Source organism: Cruoricaptor ignavus (genome assembly GCF_900141665.1).
Classification (GTDB): Bacteria; Bacteroidota; Bacteroidia; order Flavobacteriales; family Weeksellaceae; genus Cruoricaptor; species Cruoricaptor ignavus.
This window is the reverse complement of record NZ_FQYI01000002.1, coordinates 246,012-262,892: the sequence shown is the minus strand read 5'-3', so window position 1 is coordinate 262,892 and position 16,881 is coordinate 246,012. Positions and strand designations below refer to the sequence as shown.

Annotated in this window: 15 protein-coding genes; 7 read left to right on the top strand and 8 right to left on the bottom strand. The window is 46.6% G+C overall.

The window, feature by feature from the left end:
* Window positions 1-55: 55 nt before the first annotated feature.
* Window positions 56-706 (top strand): protein-L-isoaspartate(D-aspartate) O-methyltransferase, encoded by a 651-nt coding sequence (locus tag BUB43_RS03615; RefSeq protein ID WP_073178410.1) that lies wholly within the window; start codon window positions 56-58, stop codon window positions 704-706.
* Window positions 707-708: 2 nt separating this feature from the next.
* Here the strand turns inward: BUB43_RS03615 and aroB are convergent, their stop codons facing one another.
* A complete protein-coding gene (gene aroB, locus BUB43_RS03610; RefSeq protein WP_073178613.1) occupies window positions 709-1,746 on the bottom strand; it encodes a 3-dehydroquinate synthase in 1,038 nt (345 codons plus the stop codon).
* 82 nt (window positions 1,747-1,828) lie between these two features.
* Here aroB and BUB43_RS03605 point away from each other — a divergent pair, with 82 nt between their 5' ends.
* The 6 genes from BUB43_RS03605 (at window position 1,829) to BUB43_RS03580 (ending at window position 12,430) form a co-directional block, all read left to right on the top strand.
* Window positions 1,829-3,082, top strand: a complete 1,254-nt coding sequence (locus BUB43_RS03605) for a proline dehydrogenase family protein (RefSeq protein ID WP_073178408.1) — start codon at window positions 1,829-1,831, stop codon at window positions 3,080-3,082.
* A 21-nt stretch (window positions 3,083-3,103) separates the two neighbouring features.
* Window positions 3,104-5,548: a replication restart helicase PriA gene (gene priA, locus BUB43_RS03600; protein WP_073178406.1), complete on the top strand. Its 2,445-nt coding sequence runs from the start codon at window positions 3,104-3,106 to the stop codon at window positions 5,546-5,548.
* 111 nt (window positions 5,549-5,659) lie between these two features.
* Window positions 5,660-7,108, top strand: coding sequence for a D-alanyl-D-alanine carboxypeptidase/D-alanyl-D-alanine endopeptidase (gene dacB, locus BUB43_RS03595; RefSeq protein ID WP_073178405.1), 1,449 nt, complete (start codon window positions 5,660-5,662; stop codon window positions 7,106-7,108).
* Window positions 7,109-7,184: 76 nt separating this feature from the next.
* Window positions 7,185-9,077 (top strand): M1 family metallopeptidase, encoded by a 1,893-nt coding sequence (locus BUB43_RS03590; protein WP_159430224.1) that lies wholly within the window; start codon window positions 7,185-7,187, stop codon window positions 9,075-9,077.
* Window positions 9,078-9,079: 2 nt separating this feature from the next.
* Window positions 9,080-9,715 carry a 16S rRNA (guanine(527)-N(7))-methyltransferase RsmG gene (gene rsmG, locus BUB43_RS03585; RefSeq protein WP_073178403.1) on the top strand — a complete coding sequence of 212 codons (636 nt, stop codon included), beginning with the start codon at window positions 9,080-9,082 and terminating at the stop codon, window positions 9,713-9,715.
* Window positions 9,716-9,754: 39 nt separating this feature from the next.
* A complete protein-coding gene (locus tag BUB43_RS03580) occupies window positions 9,755-12,430 on the top strand; it encodes a PD-(D/E)XK nuclease family protein (RefSeq protein WP_073178401.1) in 2,676 nt (891 codons plus the stop codon).
* 46 nt (window positions 12,431-12,476) lie between these two features.
* On the opposite strand, the gene BUB43_RS03575 is transcribed toward BUB43_RS03580, so the two are convergent.
* The 7 genes from BUB43_RS03575 to BUB43_RS03545 form a co-directional block, all read right to left on the bottom strand.
* On the bottom strand, window positions 12,477-12,728 hold the full coding sequence (locus BUB43_RS03575; RefSeq protein WP_073178399.1) for a DUF6952 family protein: 252 nt from the start codon (window positions 12,726-12,728) through the stop codon (window positions 12,477-12,479).
* Between the two features lies 1 nt (window position 12,729).
* Complete coding sequence (locus tag BUB43_RS03570) at window positions 12,730-13,038, bottom strand: thioredoxin family protein (RefSeq protein ID WP_073178398.1); 309 nt, start codon at window positions 13,036-13,038, stop codon at window positions 12,730-12,732.
* A 4-nt stretch (window positions 13,039-13,042) separates the two neighbouring features.
* The gene (locus BUB43_RS03565; RefSeq protein WP_073178396.1) at window positions 13,043-13,675 is read right to left on the bottom strand and encodes a peroxiredoxin; all 633 of its coding nucleotides are present in this window, start codon (window positions 13,673-13,675) and stop codon (window positions 13,043-13,045) included.
* 125 nt (window positions 13,676-13,800) lie between these two features.
* Window positions 13,801-14,193: a DUF2141 domain-containing protein gene (locus BUB43_RS03560; RefSeq protein ID WP_073178609.1), complete on the bottom strand. Its 393-nt coding sequence runs from the start codon at window positions 14,191-14,193 to the stop codon at window positions 13,801-13,803.
* Window positions 14,194-14,278: 85 nt separating this feature from the next.
* Window positions 14,279-15,091: an enoyl-ACP reductase FabI gene (locus BUB43_RS03555; RefSeq protein WP_073178394.1), complete on the bottom strand. Its 813-nt coding sequence runs from the start codon at window positions 15,089-15,091 to the stop codon at window positions 14,279-14,281.
* A gap of 51 nt (window positions 15,092-15,142) precedes the next feature.
* Window positions 15,143-15,985: an isoaspartyl peptidase/L-asparaginase gene (locus BUB43_RS03550; protein WP_073178393.1), complete on the bottom strand. Its 843-nt coding sequence runs from the start codon at window positions 15,983-15,985 to the stop codon at window positions 15,143-15,145.
* Window positions 15,986-15,989: 4 nt separating this feature from the next.
* Window positions 15,990-16,871 carry a cyanophycinase gene (locus BUB43_RS03545; protein WP_073178391.1) on the bottom strand — a complete coding sequence of 294 codons (882 nt, stop codon included), beginning with the start codon at window positions 16,869-16,871 and terminating at the stop codon, window positions 15,990-15,992.
* Between the last annotated feature and the right edge of the window lie 10 nt (window positions 16,872-16,881).

Genomic DNA, 16,881 nt, shown 5'->3' with positions numbered 1-16,881 from the left:
TAACAAATAATATGCCCCGCTTGGTTTTCTTGCAAAAATCCGATAATTTTGTAAAATGCGAGATTCGTTTGTGCATAAAGGGAAGCGGAAGATCCTCACAGAATACCTGAGGGATAAGGTGGGGATTACCGATGAGGGCGTACTTTCCGCTATTAATGCAGTGCCCCGCCATCTCTTTATGGAAAGCATTTTCGAGGATTTTGCCTATGAAGACCGCGCTTTCCCCATCGCGGCTCATCAGACAATTTCGCACCCGTCCACAGTGGCGGAGCAAACGGAGCTGCTGGAGGTGTCCCCGCAGGAGAAGGTGCTGGAAATCGGCACAGGCAGCGGGTACCAGACGGCTGTGCTGGTGGCTATGAATGCCAATGTATTCACGGTAGAAAGGCAGAAGGCACTCTTCGATTTCTCCCACCTCAAGCTGAGAGAAATAAATTTAAGGCCAAAATTCCAGGCGTTCGGAGATGGATTTGCAGGCCTTCCCACATTTGCACCTTTTGACAAAATTCTCGTGACCTGCGGTGCGGAAGTCCTGCCCACAGAACTCATCAAACAGCTGAAAATTGGTGGGAAAATGGTAATCCCCATCGGGAAAGCAGAGGAGCAGATCCTGTGCAGATTCAGCAAAATCTCCGAGAAAGAGCTGGTGCGGGAGGAGTTTGGCGCCTACAAATTCGTGCCGATGCTCAGTGATACCAACCAGTAAAATTAAATCACCCTGAGGAAATTCAGCGCTTTTTCTACCTGAGCATCGTCTGCCGTTACATCGTATCTGCAGCTGCCTATGCCGTCAATCAGGGAGAAACTGATTCGTCTGTCCCTGTTCTTTTTGTCATTCTGCATCAGGCGGATGAGGTCGGAGTTTTCACAAAGGGACAGATCCGGAACCGGGAAAAATTTAAGGATATTTTCAGAAACTTCATCCATCTCCGGAGTGTTTATCAGTCCTAAGTTTTCCGCCATTTTTGCCTCTGCCATCATCCCTGCCGCCACCGCCTCGCCGTGCGCCAGCGGCGTGCCGGCTGCCAGGAAAACGCTCTCCACCGCGTGCCCGATGGTGTGCCCAAAGTTCAGAATTTTCCGGATGTTTTTTTCCTGAAAATCCTGCGCTGCGATAGAGTTTTTTATCTCCATCGATCGCCTGATCAGTGGCGAAAGCGTTTCAGAATTTATGGTTTCTATTTCAATGAGCTCCTGCCAGTGGCATCGGTCGGCGATCAACCCGTGCTTCAGCATTTCTGCAAAACCGCTGCGCAGCTCGCGAAATTCCAGAGTTTTAAGAAATTCAGGATATAAAAAAACGGCTTTCGGGAGTGCGAATGTGCCAACCAGGTTTTTTACCGACCAATGATCGATGCCCGTTTTGCCGCCCAGTGCCGCATCGCACATCGCAAGCAGGGTGGTAGGTATGTGGATAAACGGGATGCCGCGCTTGTACACCGATGCCGCGAAGCCTCCCAGATCCGTAATCACCCCGCCCCCGAGATTGACGAGTAGCGAGTGCCTATCCGCCCGAAATTCCGTAAGAATTTCCCAGAGCTGTATGGCGGTGCCTATGTTTTTTGATCCCTCTCCGCTTTCAATTTCTATAATCTCGTACGGCGTGTCGGTCTCCAGACTGGCAAGAAGCAGCGGCAGGCAGTGCTGGTGCGTGTTTTCGTCCGTGAGGAAAAAAAGTTTTGTAAAATTTTTTTCTGAAAGAAATTCATTCAGGGCACGGAAATCTTTGTCCAGCTTCTGCAGCATCGCTTTTTTGTGCAAAATTAAACCAAAAAGCCTTTTAATATCCCGCCCAGTTGCGTAAATTTGTGAATTATTTTTTAAAATTATGTCCGTTTTTACTGATACTGAGATTGCATTCAAAAATAAATCTACCGCGGAACTAAGGAAATCGCAGCTGCTATTTGGCTCGCTGAAGTCGCCGTTTCTCGCCTATGCAGGTTCCCGATTTCTGAATTTTGCAGTAGAAAAAAATCTGCCTTTTGCCGAAGAAATTGTTAAAAATACACTTTTTGCCCAGTTTGTGGGCGGTGTAGATAGGGAGGAAAGCCGCGAGGTGGTGAAGGAACTCTTCCGCAACCATATCGGAAGTATTTTCGATTATTCCAAAGAAGGCATAGAAAAGGAGGAGGATTTTGATGAAACCCTTGCAGAAATTATCCAAAATATAAAATTTGCGGAGGGGAATCCTGCGGTACCCTTTGTGGTTTTTAAGCCGAGCGGCTTCGGCAGGATAGAAATTTTTGATAAAACTGCCCACAGCCCTGAAAAACTTTCCGCGGAAGAGAAAGCAGAGTGGGAGCGCGTAGTGCACCGCTTCGATAAAGCCTGCGCGGAGGCTCAGCAGCGCGATGTGCGCATAATGGTGGATGCGGAAGAAACCTGGCTTCAGGATGCTGCCGACGACCTTACCAATGAGATGATGGCGAAATACAACCGTGAAAAAGCTATCGTATGGAATACCGTGCAGATGTACCGCACCGGGAGGCAGGAATATCTGGAGGAAGATCTGCAAAGAGCGAAGGAGAAAAATTATTTCCTCGGCTATAAATTTGTCCGCGGCGCCTACATGGAAAAGGAGCGCGCGAGGGCTGCCGCGCTGGGTTATCCGGATCCGATACAGCCGGATAAGGCTGCCACGGATGCGAATTATAACTCAGCAGTTGATTTTGTGCTGAAAAATTTAAACAGGGTATCGGCCTTCTTCGGCTCCCATAATGAGTATTCTATGGAGCTGGTTATGCGGAAAATGACAGAGGCAGGCCTAGCCAATGATGACGAGCGGATGCATTTCGGGCAGCTTTACGGGATGAGCGATAATATCACATATTTCCTCGGAGCTAAAAATTACAATGCGGCAAAATATCTACCTTATGGCAGCGTAAAGGAAGTGGTACCGTATCTGGTGCGCCGCGCCATGGAAAACACTTCCGTAGCAGGGCAGACGGGGCGAGAGCTGAGCCTGATCCGCAAGGAGCTGAAACGCCGCGGCGCAGGAGACTACCGCAAAAGGATAGCCCTCGGTATTGCCGGGATCGCAGCTCTCTCGCTGCTGGTAAGCGACCGGAAAAAGAATTCCTGACCATCTGGAATCTGATAAAAATTGAATTTTGCTGAAATCATCCTGCCGCTGAATCTCGAGGGCACATTTACCTACGAAATTCCATCTGCGCTAAAGGCTGCGGTTTTGCCGGGAATGCGCGTGCTGGTGCCATTTCGAGGCAGAAAGGTGTACACGGGGGTGGTTTTCAGCGTGCACGGAAATCCTCCCGAAAATTTCAAACCGAAGGAAATCATCAGCGTTCTGGATTCCGCACCGATCCTGCCGCCGGAGCAACTTAAATTTTGGGAGTGGCTGGCAGATTATTACCTGAGCAATCTGGGGGAAATCTATCGGTTTGCATTTCCTGCCTCTCTAAAGCTGGAAAGCGAAACTTACCTGAAACTGAAGCCGGGTGCTGAAATTGATTATGCACTTCTAGATAGCAATGAAATCTATCTCCTCCAGGCACTGGAAGTAAGGCAAATGGTGAATCTTTCTGATATTGAGGCTTTTATCCCGAAGAAAGAAATCATTAAAACCATCAATTCCCTTATTGACCTGGAATATATCGAGGTGGATGAGAAAATCGCTGAGCGTTACCAGCCGAAGGAAGTGGCTTATATCGGTATTAAAAATTTACACGAAATAAAATCCCAAATCCCCGAGATCCTGCTCAGCCTGAAGCGTTCGCCCAGGCAGCAGGATTTATTTTTAAAAATCCTTGAATTCCAGACTGCTACCAACGCGCCAGCAAGGAAATCAGAAATTTTTGCAGAAGGAAATTTTGGCAATGCCCATCTTAAGGGCTTGATAGACAAAGGCTTGGCTGAGGAGTTTTACCTGGTGCAAGACAGAATAAATTCATATACCGGCGAGCTGGAGGCAGCGGAAATGCTGAGTGCCGCCCAGCAGGAAGTTTTGATGAAAATTGATGAATCATTTTCTTTGGGTAAAAATGTATTGCTTCACGGGGTGACTTCTTCAGGGAAAACACATTTATACCTAAAAAAAATTGAAGATTGCATCCATAGCGGCAAAACAGCATTACTCCTGGTTCCGGAAATCAGTCTTACCAAGCAAATATCGTCTCGCCTAGAGAAGAAATTCGGGAGCGCCCTAGCGTACTATCACTCGAAACTCTCCGATTTTGAGAAAATTGAAATTTGGAAAAAAATAAGGCATAATGATGTGAAATTGTTAATCGGAACTAGGCAATCATTATTTCTTCCTTTTCAAAATTTAGGGCTTATTATTGTAGATGAAGAACACGACGCAAGCTACCGGCCCAGGGATGTTTCTCCAAACTTTCACGCGCGGGATGCCGCGCTTGTATTGGCAGATTTGTATCGCGCTAGGGCAATTCTCGGAAGTGCTACACCTTCTGTGGAAAGCTACTATGCAGCGCAGATGGGAAAGCTGGAATATATTTTTCTCGGACAAAGATTTGGAGGTACTGCGGAGCCGAAGGTTCAGCTTATTGATTTTAAACAAGCGCTGGATACCAAGGCCGTAAGGGGGGATTTTTCAGAAAAATTGCTGGGCGCATTAGCGGAGAAAATTTCCGAGAAGAAGCAAAGCATCGTACTGCACAACCGCCGCGGCTTCGCCACTGTGGTGGAGTGTGCGCAATGCGGCTATGTGGCGTATTGCAGCAATTGCGATGTGGTGATGGCGTACCACAAAGAGGCGAACGAAATGAAATGCCACTACTGCGGACAGCGGGCGGCGAAGCCGGTGCAGTGCCCGAAATGCCTTTCTGAACAGCTTTTGGCGCGTGGAGTAGGCGTGGAGCAGATTCAGGAGAAACTCATAAAAATATTTCCCGAAGCAAGCGTGGAGCGAATGGATGTGGACAGTATGCGAAAGAAATTTGCCTACGAAAAACTTTACGAGAAAATCAGTACGGGCGAGGCGGATATTATCGTAGGCACACAGATGATAACCAAGGGACTGGATTTCGCCAATATCGACCTGGTGGGCATTCCCAGGGCAGATCACCTGCTGTATGTGCAGAACTTCCGGGCGGAGGAGCGCGCCTACCAGCTCATAACTCAGGCGGCGGGCAGGGCAGGTAGAAAGTCCGGAAAGGGGGAGGTTTTGATACAGACCTACAACCCCCAGCATTCGGTTTTCCGGCTGATTATGGAGAATAATTATTCAGAGATTTATAATTATTTCCTGACCGAACGGAAGAATTATCATTATCCTCCTTTTACGAAAATGATAATGATAGAACTGAAACACAGAAAGGAAGAAAAAAATGACCGTGCTGCTAAATTTCTTGGCTCAGTGCTAAGGAATTATCTGCCAGATGAAAGCGTTCTCGGCCCGGAGAAGGCACCGATTCCAAAAATCAATACGCTTTACCATAATCAAATCTTGCTGAAGCTGCCGCGCGGGAGAAGGTTTCATATGTACAGAAAAATGCTGCGGCGGGCTTTGGCAGAATTTCGGGAAGTTACTGCCTATCAGAGTATAAAGCTTTCACTTACTGTGGATTATTAACAAAATTTAACGCATTTTTAAAAAATCTTACCATATCCTTGAAAGATGTTTTAAACATTTGTTTATAATTTTGCTTCGTAAAAAGTCGCAGATGCGGTTACTTTAAATAAAATGAATTTTAAAAATAAATTACTCGGCGCGGCGGTGGCATTCTGCAATTTTGCCATTGCGCAAACCTCTGCGCCTACCGCGGTTTTTTACCCGCAAATGTACGCGAACCAGTCAGTCACAACTTCTGAGAAAATATCTTCTGATTTTTCCGCAAAGCAAAGGCTGGACCAGGTGATCGACAGGATGATGACCGATCCCGTACTTCGCAATGCAGACTGGGGCTATGTGGTTTATAATCCGAAGACTAAAAAAATAATATCTTCCTTCAATGAAAATGCTGCCTTCATCCCTGCATCTACTACTAAACTCCTTACCACGGATGCGGCAATGGCGCTCCTGGGGCCAAAATTTTCCTGGACCACCCAGCTGGAGTATTCCGGGGAGATAGACGAGCAAGGAGTCCTGAACGGAAATCTCTACATCGTGGGCAGCGGGGATCCTTCGCTGGGCACCGGCAAGGCGGGGGCATCCACATATGGCTCCGTGGCTACGGATTTTAAATATGCCATCCAGGAACGCGGCATACGGCGGGTGAATGGCGATATCATTTTGCAAACGGCGGTATATAAGGACAGCAAACTTTCCACACTCCCGGAAAACATCGTGTGGAGAGAGCTGCCGAAATATTACCTTCCTGCCGGAAGCACGAAAGATGTAAATCCACAAAGCGAGCGCTTGGTAGCTACAAAGGCTCTGGGGCAAAGTAAGCAGCGCTATTTTTATGTTTCGCCGTACACCGGCAAGATGGCATTTACGGATGAATATTCGGGGGGTAGCCTTTCTACCAATATAGCGCAGCCGCCTGCTTACCTTGGCAATTCGCTGAAGGCCTCCCTTGTGAAGAGCGGCATCCCTGTCTCTGGGGCGGTAAGCGTTAAAATAATTGACGCATCGCCGGAGCCTCGGAAAATTATCACGGCATACCGGTCGCCGCTTCTTGCAGATATCGTATACGACACCAATCAGCGTAGCGACAATGCCCTCGCCGAGGCCCTGATGCGGATGGTGGGCTTCCAGAAATATGGTGACCATACCTCGGAAAGCGGCAGAGCGGCAGTGGACAAGCACCTGCAGGAAGTAAATTTTGATAAAAACGGCTTCAATTATGCTGACGGCAGCGGGCTTTCCCGCAGCAATTATGTAACGCCGATGGCGCAGGTGAAATTCCTCACCGAAATTATGGAGAAGCCATATTACCAAGATTTCTACGCCTCACTACCCATTGGCGGGCAGACAGGTACTTTAAAAAGCTGGTTTAAGGACTACAACAATGGAAGGATTTTCGCCAAAACCGGCACGCTGAACAGGGTAAAAGCACTGGCAGGCTACATTCAGACATACCAGAACGAGACTTTAGTATTTTCTATGCTGATAAATAATTATTCAGGATCGGTGGACCAACTGAAAATCAGGATGCAGCAGCTGCTGGAGCCAGCCACAGAATTATAAAAACTATCGTCATAAATTTCAAAGCCTTTTCGGATTTTCCGGAAAGGTTTTTTATTTTTGGATGAATATTTTAAAGATGATGAAAAATAAATCATTTGCGCTTCTCGCCCTATTGCACTCTGCATTTCTACTGTCTCAAAACTCTTATCAGGTGCGCTCAGCGCTGAATAACATTAACCCTAATACCGAAAACTACGACCTGACCTACCAGCGGCTGGAGCTCGAGCTAGATCCTGAAATTCAAAAGGTGGCAGGGAAGGTTACCATGCATTTTGTGCCAAATCAGGAAACGACTTCGCTTTATTTCGACCTTGCTGATAAGCTCAAGGTTTCCCGGGTGAGCTATCACGGGCAGGCCTTGGAGTTTGCCCAGCTAAGCAGCAAGGAACTCAAAATCACCCTTCCGCAAACTCTGAAAGCTGGGGTGCAGGACTCTCTTTCGGTGGAATATTCCGGCGCGCCGGATAGCCGCAGCCGCGCTTTTGTAACTACCAGAACGCCCGCCGGAGCCCCCGTGCTTTACACCCTTTCGGAGCCGTACGGAGCGAGGGAATGGTTCCCCACCAAGCAAAGTATGAATGACAAGATAGACAGGTTTGATATAAAAATAATCACCGATGCAAAATACAGCGTAGCCTCCAACGGCAGGCTGGTTTCGGAAAATATCCTGCCTGATGGGAAAAAACTGACATTCTGGCGCACGGAATATCCTACTGCGGCTTACCTCATAGCCCTCGGCATCAGCAATTATGAGAAATTTTATGACAGCATCGGGCTCCAGCCGGCATTTCCATTTGTAAATTACCTCTATCCGCATACGGCGCAGAACTCCAGCGTACTTGCTTCCATAGCCTGGACGAAACCTGCTATGGTCTTATTTGAAAATCACTTCGGGCTGTACCCCTTCCGAAAGGAAAAATACGGCCATATGCAGTTCAGCGAGCGGGGCACCTGTATGGAGCACCAGACGATGTCCTCCATGAGCAGCTGGGAGCTGACCACCATAGCCCACGAGCTTGCCCACCAGTGGTTTGGCGACAAAATTACTTGTGCCAGCTGGAATGACATCTGGCTGAACGAGGGCTTCGCAACCTTTGGCGAACACCTGGTGAATGAAAAGCTCCTAATGTCGCCTGCTGATTTTAAGGCTTACCTGAAGAACCGGATCAGCTACATTACGGCGTACCCGGGGGGCAGCGTGTATGTTGCAGATGAGAATCTTAACAATGAGGGCGCGATATTCAGCGGGCGGCTGAGCTATGCAAAAGGCGGCTTTGTAGTAAGGATGCTGAAGTGGGTGTTGGGTGAGGATGAATTTTACAGAGCAATAAAAAATTATCTGGAGGATCCCGATCTTGCTTACAGCTACGCGAAAACCTCCGATCTTGCAGCTTCCCTGAAAAAATCTACCGGGCAGGATTTTACCGAGTTTTTCAATGACTGGATCTACGGCGAAGGCTACCCGATGTACAACATTAGCTGGAATCAGGTGCAGAGTAAATTTTTCTTGAATGTGAAGCAGGCACAGAGCCATCCGTCGGTTTCTTTCTTCGAAATGCCGCTGCCCGTGCGCGTTGCCGGAGCAAATGGTGAGCTGGTAGATTTGGTGTTGGACAATAAAATGAACGATGAAACCTTCATCCGCGACATTGATTTTCCTATACAGTCAGTTACATTTAATTATGATTATCAAATACTTGAAAAAAATTCTGTAGTGAAGAAGGATGCGCAGCTACAGGCAGATGCGACACGGATCCCTCAACTGAAAATTTACCCAAATCCTGCAGTTTCTAAAATATCTGTGAGCGGAATTTCCGGTTGGGAATTTTATCAGATTTTAAATACAGAAGGGAAGGTTTTAAAAAGCGGCAAAGTATCTACTGATCAGCCGATTAGCGTTACGGAACTTTCTCCTGGACTTTACTTTTTAAATGTAAACGGGCAGAATTTTAAATTTATAAAAAAATAGAAATGTCCGCTGCGCTAATTGAAAAATACTTCCCCGAACTTACTCCGCAGCAGAAGCTGCAATACGAGCAGCTACAGCCTCTTTACCTTGAATGGAATGAAAAAATTAATGTAATCTCGCGGAAGGACACCGATTCGCTTTACGAAAAACACATTCTGCACTCGCTCGGTATCGCAAAAGTGCTGCAGTTTGCGCCGGGCACCCGTGTGCTGGATGTGGGTACGGGCGGCGGTTTCCCGGGCATTCCCCTCGCGATTTTATTTCCTGAATCACACTTTACGCTCATTGATTCTATCGGAAAAAAAATTTCAGTAGTAAATGCTGTAGCGGAAGCTATTGGTCTTCAGAATGTAACGGCAATACACGGCCGTGCAGAAAAGTTGCAGGGAAAATTTCATTTCGTAGTGAGCCGAGCGGTCACCCAGATGCCGGAGTTTCTACGGTGGCTTCGGGGGAAGTTTGAAAAGGAACACTTTAATGCGAAGCAAAACGGCGTGCTGTACCTGAAGGGTGGCGATCTGGCGGAGGAGCTTGCCGGTCTCCGCTGCGAGATCTACAGCTTGAAAAGCTTTTTTGAGGAAGATTTTTTTGAAACGAAAAAAGTAGTTTACCTCTCGAAAGACAATTTTAAATCTTAATATTTCCGGCTTTTTTAGCCCGACAGCCCCTTATCTCAAATGAAATTTCTGAATAAAATTATAGATACACTTCTCGCTGAAGCTACTGATCTATCTAGCCTCAGCATCGTCCTGCCAGGGAAAAGACCGGTGATTTTCATAAAAAAAATCCTGGCAGAGAAGGAATATTCCGGTATTCTTCCAGATTTTTACACCATTTCTGAACTGGTGCTGCAGATGTCCGGATTGCAGGAAATCAGCGGGGCGCCGCTTTGGCTTTACGCTTACCGTGTGTACAGCTCCCTTTTTTCTGATGAAGAATTCGGGGATTTTATCAAATGGTTTCCCACGCTGCAGAAGGATTGGGACGATATGATGAAATTTTACGGTAATGATGAGGCGGTTCTCGCGCGGATGCTGGATGAGGAACGCATAAAAAACTGGGGAGAGAATCTGGGCGATGAAAACTCCCCGCGGCGGCGCAATCTGGATTTCTGGAAACGGATGTCTTTGTTTCTCCCAGAACTAAAAAAACGGCTTCTCCTCGATAGTCTCGCCACGGCGGGTATGCAGAGTGTGGCGGCAAAAGAAAACATTCCGGAATTTCTTGAAAATTCTGAAAAAAAATTTATATTCTGCGGTTTTAATGCGCTTACGCCATTTGAGGAAAAACTGATCAGGGGAGTGCTGCAGCGAGACCGCGGAAAATGTTTCTTCCAGGGCGACCGCTACTATCTGGATGATGAGCGGCAGGAGGCGGGTGCCTTTCTGCGGGAGTACCGCGGGTGGAGCGAGTTTAATACCCACCGCCCCTTCAGGTGGGCTGAGGATGATTTCCGGAGGGAAAAAAGCATTAAAACTTTTGAAGTTTCCGGAAGTGTTCCGCAAACGAAAATCCTTCCGGATATTTTCAAAGAAATTCCAGCGGATGAGCATTCTCAGACTGCGGTGGTACTGCTGGACGAAAACCTTCTGCCTGCGTGCCTGGACGCCCTGAGCGCACAGCCAGCAGTAAACATAACGATGGGGTTCCCGGTGAAAAATCTAGCATTCAGCATAGGGATTAAAAAATTATTCTACATCCAGAAGCAGCTGGCAAAAGGGAAAGGGAATTATTATTATTCCGATGTGCTTTCGGTGCTTGAAATTATGCCTAAATCTATTGAAGATCAGCAGATTATCTCAAAGTTTCAGGCAGAAATCAAGGAAAAAAACATAGTCTATCTCTCGCCATCAAAAATGTCGGGGATGCTTTCCGGGCTGTCATATTACCAATTATTCCTCCCTCCGGAGAGTGTCGCAAATTATCTGGAAGAGCTTCTGAACTTCTGTACTGTGGCAAAAGAAAGTGTTGCAGATGATGTGATTTATGAAAATATTTCGCACTTCGAGAAAGCTTTCCGCACCATAGGCAATCAGCTGAAAGTTTTTGGTATTTCTCTGGATATCAGCACATTAGAAGTTGTTGTAAATCAGATAATTAACACGGAAACTATCGACTTTGAGGGGGAGCCGCTGGATGGCCTTCAGATAATGGGGCTGCTGGAGACGCGACTTTTGAACTTCAAGAATATCATCCTGCTTTCGGTGAACGAAGGCAAGCTCCCTCTAGGGAATACGCAGAATACCTATCTACCGTTTGATGTCCGGAAGAGCTTCAATTTGCACACTTTCCTGGAAAACGACAGCATCTATGCTTATCATTTTTACAGATTGTTGCAGGATTCTGAGCGCGTTTTCCTGCTTTACAACGGGCTTTCTTCCGGTTTGAATACAGGCGAGAAAAGCCGATTTATAACTCAACTAGAGCTGGAAAGCCCACATAAAATTGAGCATATTGTGATCGACAACCCTACAGAGCCGTCTGCGGATGAAGTTATTTCAATTCATAAAACCCCGGCAGTTCTCGCGCAGCTTGATCTTTGGAAAGAGAGAATCTCGTCATCACACATCAGCCAATACCTCTACGACCCTGTCCAGTTTTATTTGGAACAAATTCTTGGCGCGAAGGAGCCGGAGGAAATCGAGGAAGAAGTTTCACAAAAAAATTACGGTAATCTCGTACATTATTCGCTCGAGTTTCTTTACAAAGTAATGTTGAACAAAGTGCTGAGTGCTGCAGATTTTGAAGCCGCCCTAGCAGCAGTTCCAGAAGCATTGGACCATGCTATGAAAAGGCTGAAGCATCAGCAGGAATATTATGAAACAGGCATCAACTACATTCATATGCAGATCGCGCGGGAGGTAGTTCTGTCGATACTGCATTATGATAAATCGCTGGTTGAAAATGGTCACTCGCTGGAAATCTTAGATGTAGAAAAGGCTTTCAGTAATCTTCCGTATGTACTGCCCGGTGGTACAGATGTGAAATTTAAAGGTTTCATCGATCGCATCGACCGGCTGGACGGGCAATTGAGAATCATTGACTATAAAACTGCGCCTGCATCCGAATTGACAATAAATGTAAAAGATAATTCTCTCCAAAAATACAAACACCGGCAGGCAATTCAGCTTTCTATTTACCTCTATTTCGCTGAACAATCGCCAGAATTCGCAGGGAAAGATGTGCAGGCAGGTATCTGGAGTTTTGCGCAGATAAAGCGCGGAATGCAGCCACTGTGCCTTTCCGTTTCAAATTCAGAAGCGATGAGGCTGATTGCTGCGGTAATTGAGGAAATTCTGAATCCTGAAGTATTTTTTGGCGAAACGGTAAAAGAAGAAATGGAAACAGAATAAAAAAAGTCCGCAATTTTTTGCGGACTTTTCATTTTCAATTATCAGATTACTGCTTATCGATGCTTCCCATCACTTTTTGGGCAAAGCCGTTCAGCGCATCCTTTTCGGCAACGCCGTTGGCAACGCTGCCGTGCACTTCCAGCGCACCACAGATGTTGGTAATCATCTCGCCAACTACTGTCAAATCTTCGTCGCTCGTTCCGCGAAATTCGCAAAAAGATTCCAAAACTTCCAGCGTTTTTTCCAAATCTTCCGCAGAATGATTTTGGTAAAACTGTCGTATTTGCGGTAGCTTCATCTTACTTTATTTTTTCAAAAAGTTCATTTAAGCTTGCCTGCTGGTTCGTCTGAACCTGATCCACAAGCTGCCCGTTCGTAAAGGCAGCAAAAGTAGGCAGGTTATCCACGGTTGCAAGCTTGCGGCTTTCCGGCATTTTCTCGGCATCCACATAGTAGAAAGCCACGCCTTCGTTTTCGCTCGCCAGTTTTTTGAACTTCGGTTTCATAATTCTGCAGTTGCCGCACCACGAAGCGCCGTACTGAACCATCACCTTTTCGTGCTGATTTACAAGCTCTTGCAGATTATCTTCGCTTAATTCGGTAAACATAATCTTAGTGTTTTGAAAGGTATTCCGCCGTTGAATTTCTGTTAGCGCTCATTGCATCCTTGCCTTCTTCCCAGTTTGCCGGGCAAACTTCGCCGTGCTTTTGTACATGAGTGTAAGCGTCGACGAGGCGTAGATATTCCTGAACATTTCTTCCAAGCGGCATATCGTTTACAGATTCGTGGAAAATTTTTCCATCCTCATCCACAAGGTAAGTTGCTCTGTAGGCTACATTTCCACCGGTAAAAATTTCGTTGCCGTCATCATCATACTCAAAATCCTGATCTAGAATGCCCAGGATTCCGGCAAGTTGGCGGTGCGTATCAGCAAGGATAGGGTAGGTTACGCCCTCAATTCCGCCGTTGTCTTTAGGCGTGTTTAGCCACGCAAAGTGCACTTCGTTCGTATCGCAGGATGCGCCGATTACCTTGGTATTTCTCTTCTCAAATTCGCCCAAGGCTTCCTGGAAAGCGTGAAGCTCAGTAGGGCAAACGAAAGTAAAATCCTTCGGATACCAGAACAGAAGCACCTTTTGCTTGTTCTTCGTAGCCTCTTCAAAAATGTTGATTCTCAGATCATCACCCATTTCGGACATTGCGTCCACAGTTACATTGGGAAACTGTCTTCCAACTAATGACATAATATATTGTTTAAAAATTTTCCTCTACAAATTTACGGCATTTCCATGAAAAATGCTAATTTAAATTAATTAAAAATAATGGAGCAGAAATTAACCTGCTTTAATTTTTTTTAATTTTCTGAATGTCAATAATTTAGCAGAGTAATATTAATGCTCTTATCTTGGATAAGCGTAAATTTTGTTTGAGTGAATGTTGGCGGGCTCAATTTAGGTTTCACATTATTCGAAAAACCGAAGCCCTCTTTCGGGATTCCTATCATATTTGTATCCGCCTTGCCATTGCTGTTTTCGTCCTGGTAAACGGCAACTGCATAGTTTCCCGCCGGCAGGTCGCGGAATGTATAGGAAAGCGTGGAGGCGCTCCCTACTTTTACCTTTTCCCCGATATAGACTTTATCCGGCTTCAGGAATCCTTCCGCCTTATTATAAATACCAATTTCCACCTTGCCTTTGCCTGCTTTCAGGTTGGAAATATTTACAGTGAGAGAATGTTGAGCAGCCGCGGTACCTGCTATCAATATCGGAGCTGAAAAAATTAACTTCTTAAAAATATTCATCGGATCTAAAATTTTTCCCCAATGAATTTCAATATTCACGCCAAAATTAATTTTCCCCCGTGTATCGGTCGATAACTTTTTGCGAGACACCCATTGCGCTGAAACCTCCGTCGTGATAGAGGTTTTGCATAGTGATTTTCCTTGTAAGATCACTGAACATCGCAACGCAGAAATCTGCGCACTCATCCGCAGTGGCATTGCCGAGCGGCGACATATCCTCCGCAAAGCTGATAAAACCGCCGAATCCTTTCACACCCGTCCCGGCCGTCGTAGGCGTAGGCGACTGAGAGATGGTATTCACACGCACTTTTCTTTCACCAAAATACACGCCGAAGGATCTCGCGATGCTCTCCAGATAGGCCTTGTTGTCCGCCATATCGTTATAATCCGGGAAGTTGCGCTGCGCAGCGATATAGCTCAGCGCAAGAATGGATGCCCACTCATTCATAAGATCTTTTTTCCATACGGTCTGTAGGATTTTGTGGAAGCTCCCGGCAGAAATATCCCAGCCCTTCGCAGTCCAGTCGTAATTCATGTCCGTATAGTGCCGGCCCTTCCGCACATTTACGGACATCCCGATGGAATGAAGAATGAAATCCAGCTTGCCGTATTTCTCTTCGGCGGCATCAAAAAGTTTTTCAAGATCCTCCACAGAGGTAGCATCTGCGCCGATGATTTCCGAGCCGGTTTTCTCCGCAAGCTCGTTCAGCTCGCCCATTCTGAGGCCTATGGGCGCATTGGAGAGGATGAATTCCGCCCCCTCTTCGTGGCAGCGCTCCGCAACTTTCCACGCGATGGACTGATTGTTCAGCGCACCGAATATAATTCCCTTCTTTCCTTCTAGAAGACCGTAAGACATTTTTTTCTGTTTAAAGATTTTAGCAAAAATAGCTAATTTTCTGAGAATTCGCTAATTGAAAATTTCCAAATTTTCCCCGTCGTATGTTGCGAAAACCATCGTAGGGTGAGAATCCAGATGAAAAAGCTGCCCGTTTCTGTCCACACCTATAGCGCCTGCAAATCCACCGATCTCCTTCAGTTCGTCAAAAGTTTTGGCGAAGGCTTCCCGCAAAGAAAATCCGTCCGAAACTCTCGTTACAATCTTTGCAGCAGTGGCGTTGCTCACGATGTCTTCACCAACACCCGTGCAGCTGACTGCGCAAAACTTATTGGCGAAGTTCCCCGCAACCGTTGCGGAATCAGAGATCCGCCCGGGAATTTCGAAACCCTTTCCGCCGGTGGATGTAGCAGCGGCAAGGTTTCCGTGCTTATCGAGAGCCACGCATCCCACAGTGCCCTTCCCGCCGTTTTTCAGTTTTTGCTCAAATTCCGCGCGGCGCTGCGGAATTTCCGGCGAGTAATTTTCAAAACCGTTTTTCTCGGCGAAAATATTGGCGCCTTCACCGCCCAAAATCCTGTCGTCTTCCTGCATTAATTTTTCTGCAACAAAAATGGGATTTTTTACATTTTCGATATTAATGACGCCACTCATTTTCTGCGAAGTACCATCCATTATTGAAGCGCTCATCCTTATGATGCCGTCGCTTTGAATCTGAGAGCCTGTGCCTGCGTTAAAGAGTTCGTCATCTTCCAAAAGTGAAACAGCAAATGCTACAGTTTCCGCTGCAGAATGGTTTTGCAGAAAATTATAAGCTTCAGTGATGATTCTTTTCAAAGATTCCTGCTTGGCTTTTTTCGTCTCGATGCTTTGGTCGCTTTCCGAGAAGAAGCCCCCGTGGATGGCTATTTTCATTTTTTTAAATGGAATTCAGGCTATATTGTGAATTTTCAATTTTAAGATTCTTGCTCCGGAGATCGAACACATCGTTCATACTCATCACATGCACAATCATATGGTCTATGGAGATCGGCTGCCCCAGCTCAATCATCGTTAAATTTGTATCCTTTATACCGGAACCGTCTACGATAATCACCAGCCCGGAGCCCACCGCCGTCATTTTACCTTCGTGGATGAAGAGCCCGGTATCTTCCCCAAGCCCAATGCCCAAAGTGCGCGGGTTGGTCACTACCGCTTGGAAAAGCCTGCCTATCCTGCCGCGCTGTACGAAGTGTGTATCCACAATCACATCGTCGATAAAGCCGAGCCCCTGGGTTGTTTTTATTTCACCTTTCAGCAGTGCCTCCGAGCTGCTTCCCTGATAAATCATCACCTCCGATGCCGCCGCAGCCCCTGCAGAAGTGCCTGCATAGAGGAACTGCTCGTTGCGGTATTTGGTGAGCAGCGCATCGTGGAAGCGCGTACCGCCAAGGATGGAGGTGAGGCGGAGCTGGTCCCCGCCGGTGAACATCACGGCATCAGCAGCGTTGATTCTAGCGGCTACAGCGTCGGAATTTGCCTGTTCCCGGGAAGTTATTTCCAGGATGTTTACATTTTTTGCCCCCAGATATTCAAACGCATTTTTATACTCCGGCCCTACGATCTGCGGGATTTGCGATGCGGTGGGTACAATTTCTATTACCGAATCCTCTCCATATTTGGTTTCGGTAATAATTTTGCGCATAATCCCGCGCTCAAAGAAATTAAGATTTCTTTCCACATCGGCATCGTAGCTTATCTCAGTGAAGCTGCCTTTGTTTACCGCGCCGCCGATGATTATCAGTTTACCTTTCGCATCCATAAGCTGCAAA

What these genes read in the sequence shown, in the direction of transcription:
- BUB43_RS03615 (WP_073178410.1), top strand. Translation starts at nt 56, where the DNA reads ATGCGAGATTCGTTTGTGCATAAAGGGAAGCGGAAGATCCTCACAGAA.
- aroB (WP_073178613.1), bottom strand. Translation starts at nt 1,746, where the DNA reads ATGCTGCAGAAGCTGGACAAAGATTTCCGTGCCCTGAATGAATTTCTT.
- BUB43_RS03605 (WP_073178408.1), top strand. Translation starts at nt 1,829, where the DNA reads ATGTCCGTTTTTACTGATACTGAGATTGCATTCAAAAATAAATCTACC.
- dacB (WP_073178405.1), top strand. Translation starts at nt 5,660, where the DNA reads ATGAATTTTAAAAATAAATTACTCGGCGCGGCGGTGGCATTCTGCAAT.
- BUB43_RS03590 (WP_159430224.1), top strand. Translation starts at nt 7,185, where the DNA reads ATGATGAAAAATAAATCATTTGCGCTTCTCGCCCTATTGCACTCTGCA.
- rsmG (WP_073178403.1), top strand. Translation starts at nt 9,080, where the DNA reads ATGTCCGCTGCGCTAATTGAAAAATACTTCCCCGAACTTACTCCGCAG.
- BUB43_RS03580 (WP_073178401.1), top strand. Translation starts at nt 9,755, where the DNA reads ATGAAATTTCTGAATAAAATTATAGATACACTTCTCGCTGAAGCTACT.
- BUB43_RS03575 (WP_073178399.1), bottom strand. Translation starts at nt 12,728, where the DNA reads ATGAAGCTACCGCAAATACGACAGTTTTACCAAAATCATTCTGCGGAA.
- BUB43_RS03570 (WP_073178398.1), bottom strand. Translation starts at nt 13,038, where the DNA reads ATGTTTACCGAATTAAGCGAAGATAATCTGCAAGAGCTTGTAAATCAG.
- BUB43_RS03565 (WP_073178396.1), bottom strand. Translation starts at nt 13,675, where the DNA reads ATGTCATTAGTTGGAAGACAGTTTCCCAATGTAACTGTGGACGCAATG.
- BUB43_RS03555 (WP_073178394.1), bottom strand. Translation starts at nt 15,091, where the DNA reads ATGTCTTACGGTCTTCTAGAAGGAAAGAAGGGAATTATATTCGGTGCG.
- BUB43_RS03550 (WP_073178393.1), bottom strand. Translation starts at nt 15,985, where the DNA reads ATGAAAATAGCCATCCACGGGGGCTTCTTCTCGGAAAGCGACCAAAGC.
- BUB43_RS03545 (WP_073178391.1), bottom strand. Translation starts at nt 16,871, where the DNA reads ATGGATGCGAAAGGTAAACTGATAATCATCGGCGGCGCGGTAAACAAA.